This is a genomic window from Lyngbya sp. CCAP 1446/10 (genome assembly GCF_026130175.1).
GTDB lineage: Bacteria > Cyanobacteriota > Cyanobacteriia > Cyanobacteriales > Microcoleaceae > Microcoleus.
The window spans coordinates 1-5,940 of the sequence record NZ_JAIGNI010000114.1 but is presented as its reverse complement, the minus strand read 5'-3'; the positions used below and the strand labels follow the sequence as shown (position 1 = coordinate 5,940).

At 46.6% G+C, this 5,940-nt stretch carries 5 protein-coding genes; all 5 read left to right on the top strand.

Features of this window, described 5'->3' with window-relative positions; all coding sequences use genetic code 11:
• Positions 1 to 200 precede the first annotated feature (200 nt).
• The 5 genes from K4039_RS26310 to K4039_RS26290 all read left to right on the top strand — a co-directional run bounded on the left by K4039_RS26310 (position 201) and on the right by K4039_RS26290 (position 5,843).
• Positions 201 to 749 carry an excalibur calcium-binding domain-containing protein gene (locus tag K4039_RS26310; RefSeq protein ID WP_265239450.1) on the top strand — a complete coding sequence of 183 codons (549 nt, stop codon included), beginning with the start codon at positions 201 to 203 and terminating at the stop codon, positions 747 to 749.
• A gap of 128 nt (positions 750 to 877) precedes the next feature.
• Entirely contained in the window at positions 878 to 1,609 is a 732-nt protein-coding gene (gene radC / locus K4039_RS26305; protein WP_265239449.1) for a DNA repair protein RadC, read from the top strand.
• A 317-nt stretch (positions 1,610 to 1,926) separates the two neighbouring features.
• Complete coding sequence (locus K4039_RS26300) at positions 1,927 to 2,271, top strand: DUF1815 family protein (RefSeq protein WP_106149494.1); 345 nt, start codon at positions 1,927 to 1,929, stop codon at positions 2,269 to 2,271.
• A gap of 1,121 nt (positions 2,272 to 3,392) precedes the next feature.
• The gene (locus K4039_RS26295; protein WP_265239448.1) at positions 3,393 to 3,872 is read left to right on the top strand and encodes a DUF4079 domain-containing protein; all 480 of its coding nucleotides are present in this window, start codon (positions 3,393 to 3,395) and stop codon (positions 3,870 to 3,872) included.
• Between the two features lie 336 nt (positions 3,873 to 4,208).
• Positions 4,209 to 5,843, top strand: a complete 1,635-nt coding sequence (locus K4039_RS26290) for a ComEC/Rec2 family competence protein (RefSeq protein WP_265239447.1) — start codon at positions 4,209 to 4,211, stop codon at positions 5,841 to 5,843.
• Positions 5,844 to 5,940: the final 97 nt, after the last annotated feature.

Here is a 5,940-nt window from a genome sequence, read left to right as displayed (position 1 = left end):
TGCCCATTTTTGTGACTTATTTATGCCTTCTTTAATTCCCCAATCTTAGACCTGAATCCTTACGGCCTGCCGATAGAGAAGGAAGTTAACTTCTCAGTCTTGGACGCGCACGAATTAAGGTCATTATGTTTAATTTTTTAATCTTAAGCTTTTTATTGTCGATCCCTGCCTTCTTTCTGGGCCTTGTTAATCCGAAATGGGTGGCCGCACCAACCCGCAAGCGATCGATCGCGATGTACGGCGGGTTGATGGCGTCTTCGTTTGTACTTGTGGGCGTCACCGCACCGAATCCACCTCAGCAAGTTTCGGTGGCGGATCGGGCCCCAACCACTCCGCTAATATCATCTCAAACGCCTAAGCCGTCAGTGATTTCGGCAGCGCCGACACCCCAGCCGGAGACTGTGAAAACGCTATTACCAGCACGGAAAGCTGCAATTTCTGCGGCGGCACCTGCACTTGTCAAACCAGAGATCGATCGCAAATTGCCATCTTCAGTCAAATCTGTTGAACGAACCGCAGAGATTGCTCTTGATGCACAGCAGCCAAAGAAAGATATCAAGAAAGTGAACTACGAGTCTTCTAAACCCAAGGTGAAAAGTGCGGATTTTCCCAGTTACGTTAACTCGGATTGCAACTGTTCTGATTTTGCGACTCAAGCCCAAGCGCAGCGAGTGTTAGAGGCATATCCGGGCGATCCGTTTAAGCTCGATCGAGATAAAGACTCGATCGCTTGCGAAACGTTGGGTTAGATTTGCTGTGCCAAAACCCTCGGTTAATGCTGGGGATTTTTTCGGTGATTGTACTGATTTGAACCAGGAAATCGATCGGCTAAAATTATCTAATTGCTGAGCTTCCGCTGTATTAGTAAGGTGCATCTATGACTTACAGCTTGAGAATTGTCGATTTGCCTCCCGGTGAACGTCCACGGGAACGGCTGATGGCCGGTGGCCCGAAAAGTTTGGCGACGGCGGAATTGATTGCGATTCTGCTGGGTACCGGTCAGGGAAAAGGTAAACTTTCGGCCGTGGGGCTGGGACAGTATATTTTAAATCAGTTGAGCTTGCACCAGCGCGACCCTCTGGCTGTGCTGCGTGGCATTAGCGTCCAGGAGTTGACGCAGATTCACGGAATTGGGCCTGCTAAGGCAACGGGGATTTTGGCTGCGGTGGAGTTGGGGAAGCGGGTATTTCAGTCGCGGCCGCCGGAAATGGCGGTGGTTGACTCTCCCCAAGCAGCGGCGGATGCGCTAAGTCAGGATTTGATGTGGCAGTCTCAGGAACGCTTTGCTGTGGTGCTGCTGGATGTGAAAAATCGGCTGCTGGGTACTCAGGTAATTACGATCGGCACAGCTACGGAAACTTTAGCTCATCCCAGGGATATTTTTCGGGAGATCATCCGCCAAGGGGCGACACGGGCGATTATCTCGCACAATCACCCATCGGGGAGTGTGGAACCGAGCCCGGAGGATATTGCTTTGACGCGGCAGTTGCTGGCGGGAGCGCAGTTTTTGTCGATTCCGCTGCTGGATCACTTGATCTTGGGAAATGGCGACTTTCGGAGCTTGCGGCAGACGACAACCCTTTGGGAGGAGTATCCCCAGGGCGATTGAACTATTATACTTAACTAACTTCATTGCTATGATTAGTTATTTGTATCTTTGGGCTGTCCGAGGGCTGAATCAGCCGTGAGAGTAGGCGAATTTTCTGGCTGGAGTCCCGGATGACAGCGTGTTTTGGCTAAATGTCGCTGGTGATACTTAGTTTCGATCGCAACTCGGTTAGTCTAGTATAAGTAAGCTGAAGAGGTCGCTAATCCGATTTTTTTAAAGCATACTAAACGTATAATGAACCAGCACCTAAATACCCAATTATTAAGAAACCATGAAATTGGGTATAAAATACACGGCGTGGTGATAGGAGAACAACTGTGTTTCTGAGACTTGCAGAACAACACCGTAAATTCGTCCAAGATTTGGTAATGAACCTTCAGGCTTTGGCGATCGTGCTAGAGCGTCGGGGTTATCTGGCATCCTGCTACACTTGCGGGGGTCAGATGAACAGTGCCTCATTTATGGTCAGTTTGACGGACAACCATCTGATTCGGTTTTTGGTGTCAGATTACGGAATTACTTGGACTGAGATGCGGGACGATCGCGAATTGATGAAACTTGAAGGTGCAGAGGCGATTAGTCAGTTACAAGAACTGGCCAATCTCGTAAAGTATCATATCCAACCTTCGGAAGCTACTTTAGCGACGGCGCAGCGAGTTTAGCGATCGCACGCGCACGGTTCCGAGGAAGGCTAAGCGCTAAAGTTAGTCGATTTTAAATTTTAGATTTTAGATTGACTCCATAGATTAATCTGGGAGTTTGAACTATGGTCTAAAATTTGGGTGTCTTCACTACTTAAGTCGAAGGCTTGTACCTGTTTTTGAGCGCGATCAGACGGCATACTTTATAGAAAAATTCTGAGAGTTGAAACCTCTAGTTTTTTTGCAGTAGTTCATAGAAAAACTCGGTAAGTGGGAAACGAGCGAGACTTTAGTCCTGAGAGGAAAACGGCTCGGCGGTTTCAACCTCCTTGAATCTTTCCATTACCGCCTTGGGATTGCTTGGCTAGGGGTACTTTTGTGATGTACTTTCAATGGGACAATTGCCATTTCAAGCTTCGCAATCCTGTACGCATAATGTTTGCTCGCAAGCGAGCCTCCCTTTCGGGGTGATGTTAGCTTGTCGGTCAATGTTTTGAGAGCTTTTTAGACCTGCAACACTGTTTCAGTGACTTTAAAACTGTTTAATTGCAGATGACAGAGCAAGGAACTAGCTTCGTATTCCGGGGTGTCGTGACTCAAAAAACGTAGTCAGTTAAGACTTAGGCTGGTCAGAATAGCTTGGTTCAACTTTCGTCTTACAAGCTCAGTGTCTTTAGACCTGAGTTCCTGACTCTCCCTTGAGAGCGATTGGCAAAATCTGGAAGTGCCACTGCTCGTCAGCTCCAATGTTAGTTTCCCTCTTTGGCATTCCAAAGTCAAGGAATTGAAATTAACTTTGAGTAGGCAAGTAAAATTTAACATCCAGAGTGAGGATGAGGCTGTGAAGATTTGGTAAAAAGCACCTTCGGGGTGTGACGTGCCGACGAATTACGTTTGTTTTTTGCTTTTCTATTTAGCGGATAAAACTAACAACTAACTTGAAACAGCATCACTGCTGTAAAAATCTCACAGCCGGCTTTAGCCGGCTAAGTTTTGTGTAAATATAGGCTTCTGGGCAATGTTTTGCGGTCTGGTTAAACGGCTCTTTGAAGTGTGCGATCGCAGTTGCCATACTAAGTATTTTATAATATTTTAATAATTAGTCCGAAAAATTTTATCGCCAAGCTGGGAATCAAAATCAAATGGTAAATGTAAGCGAAGTTCTAGAACCCATCGCCAGCCAATTTCGCAGTCTGGGAATTCCCGAACCGATTACCCATTGGGGACATCCTGTCATGATGGGGATTGTGGTTGTGGCAATGGGCAGTTTCGTTGGGTATACGGGATGGCAGGGACGTTTGGCTGCCGATAAGGATGTCGCGCTCAAAAGTCGATCGGATCATCGTAAGCTAGCACCGTGGATGTTTTTATTTCTAGCTTTGGGCTACACTGGTGGCTTGCTGTCGCTGGTAATGCAGCACCAGCCTGTCATGGAAAGCCCGCACTTTTGGACGGGTTCGGGAGTGCTAGTTTTGCTGGCTGTTGGTAGCTTGATTTCGCTGACGGGTTTTGGGGGCAATAAGCTAGCCCTGCGCGCGGTTCATGCTTATTTGGGCACGACGGCTTTAGCACTTATGGTGTTGCACGCGGCTTTCGGTTTAAAATTGGGTTTGTCTATTTAAGCTAAGCTGTTGGGGATTTAAATTGCATATTCGGGGTGATGCTCAAAGCCCACCCCACAAGAGTTTGATTATTTCTTGATATACAATTTAAATACTAGACCTCTTGCATAAATCTTTGATTGATAAGTCAACCGCAGATGCAAGGTAGATAAACGCAGATCAACGCAGATAATTTCAAGATAGTTTGCGAATGAGTGCAATCTTATCTGCTGAATAGGTTATCAAAGCGAATTTTTTTCTATTTTTTGAGCTTAATTTGTTAGGCTTTGGAAAGCAAAATAAACTCTATTTTTGACGGTAAAAATTGCTAATTGCTAATTACTAATTAATTAATTAATGAATCAAGCAACGGGTGTCATTTTCTGTCTTGCCTACATTTTGGGATTGATTTCTACAGGGGTTTCTTGGGGTAGATACGGGATACTTGCTTTGGGAATAGCCGTCGCATTCGCTATGCCTAAATTGTTGTTAAAGTATGCTAGGAATTCTCTCAAAACCACTAAAAAAAGACGCAGCAGACAAAAAGAAAATACTGTTGAAGAACGCTTGGATGCGAGGGAAGAATTGAGTTTTCTGGAGATGCTGCCGAGAGCAAAATGGGTGTGGGCAGTGGCCGGTTTAGCAGCATTTCTCGCTAGCTTTTATTTGGCAGTTCGATCGCCCCAACCGACAATTAATGACATCAGCAAACTGATTCCGGCGGTTGGTAACACTCAAGAAGTGGCGGTGACAGTTCGCGGTAGACTCGCCAGTACGCCCCGATTGACTCGATCGGGTCGATCGCAATTTTGGCTAGACACTGATTTAGTGAGCGAAATCAACGGCGGTGAAGGAGGAGTAGTCGTCAACCGCGAAGTATCCGGCAAACTCTACGTGACAGTGCCTCTGCTGCAAGCAACGGGCTTGTACGCCGACAATACGATCGCAGTTGTAGGTTCGTTGTACAAACCGCAGCCACCGTCGAATCCGGGGGCTTTTGATTTTCAAGCATATTTAGCTAGAGAAGGGGCTTTTGCAGGGCTCAAAGGGCGTCAGATTGACTGGAAAAGAGAAAATGCGATCGCGGATGTGAATCGACTTAACAGCAAAACGGCTGCTTTCTGGGAGTCAACCGGGATGCAGCCGTCGCCAATTCAAGCGATGCGGATGCGGATCGTGCGATCGCAACTATCGCAGTTAAATGTTCCCGAAGGGCCGTTGATCAGTGCGATCGCCCTGGGCAAACAAGCGGTAGATTTACCTTACAACATCCGCGACTATTTTGTGCAAGCTGGGTTGGCTCACGCGATCGCAGCTTCCGGCACTCAAGTTTCGATGGTTTTGGCTTTAGTTTTGGCTTTAACTAGGCGTTTTTCCAAACAGTTACAATTTTGTTTTGGCGTGGGTGCTTTATTTTTGCTGGTGGGATTAACAGGCTTTGAAGCTTCAATCTGCCGCGCCGCTTTGATGGGATTTGGCACACTATTTGCTTTGGTACTAAGTCGCGAAGTTAAGCCGTTGGGATTGCTGTTAATCGCTGGGACTATTTTACTGCTAGTTAACCCTTTGTGGATTTGGGATTTAGGTTTTCAATTGAGTTTTTTGGCAACTTTGGGGTTAGTGGTGACAGCACCGCCACTGATGGCAAAATTGGATTGGATGCCACCTGCGATCGCTTCGATTGTTGTGATTCCCATCGCCGCTTCAGTTTGGGTGCTGCCACTACTACTTTATGTTTTTAGTGTGGTATCACCTTACAGTATTTTAGTCAATATTATTGCGGCTCCTTTGCTGTGGATTTTGAGTATTGGTGGGATGGTTAGCGCTTTAGCTGGATTGGTTTTTCCGCCGGCTGGTAGTGTTTTGGTGCAAGTGTTGGAGTATCCTGCAAGGTGGTTAATTGCGATCGCCCAATATTTCTCGCAATTGCCCGGTAATTCGGTAGCTGTAGGTCAAGTATCGGTGCAGGGCTATTTCATTCTGGTTGAGTAGCTGATATGATAATAAAGTATTGTAGTCATTCACATGATATGTCATGTCTCAAATTGCCATTGTCGAAGCCTTCGCAGACCTACCCGATACCCGTCGA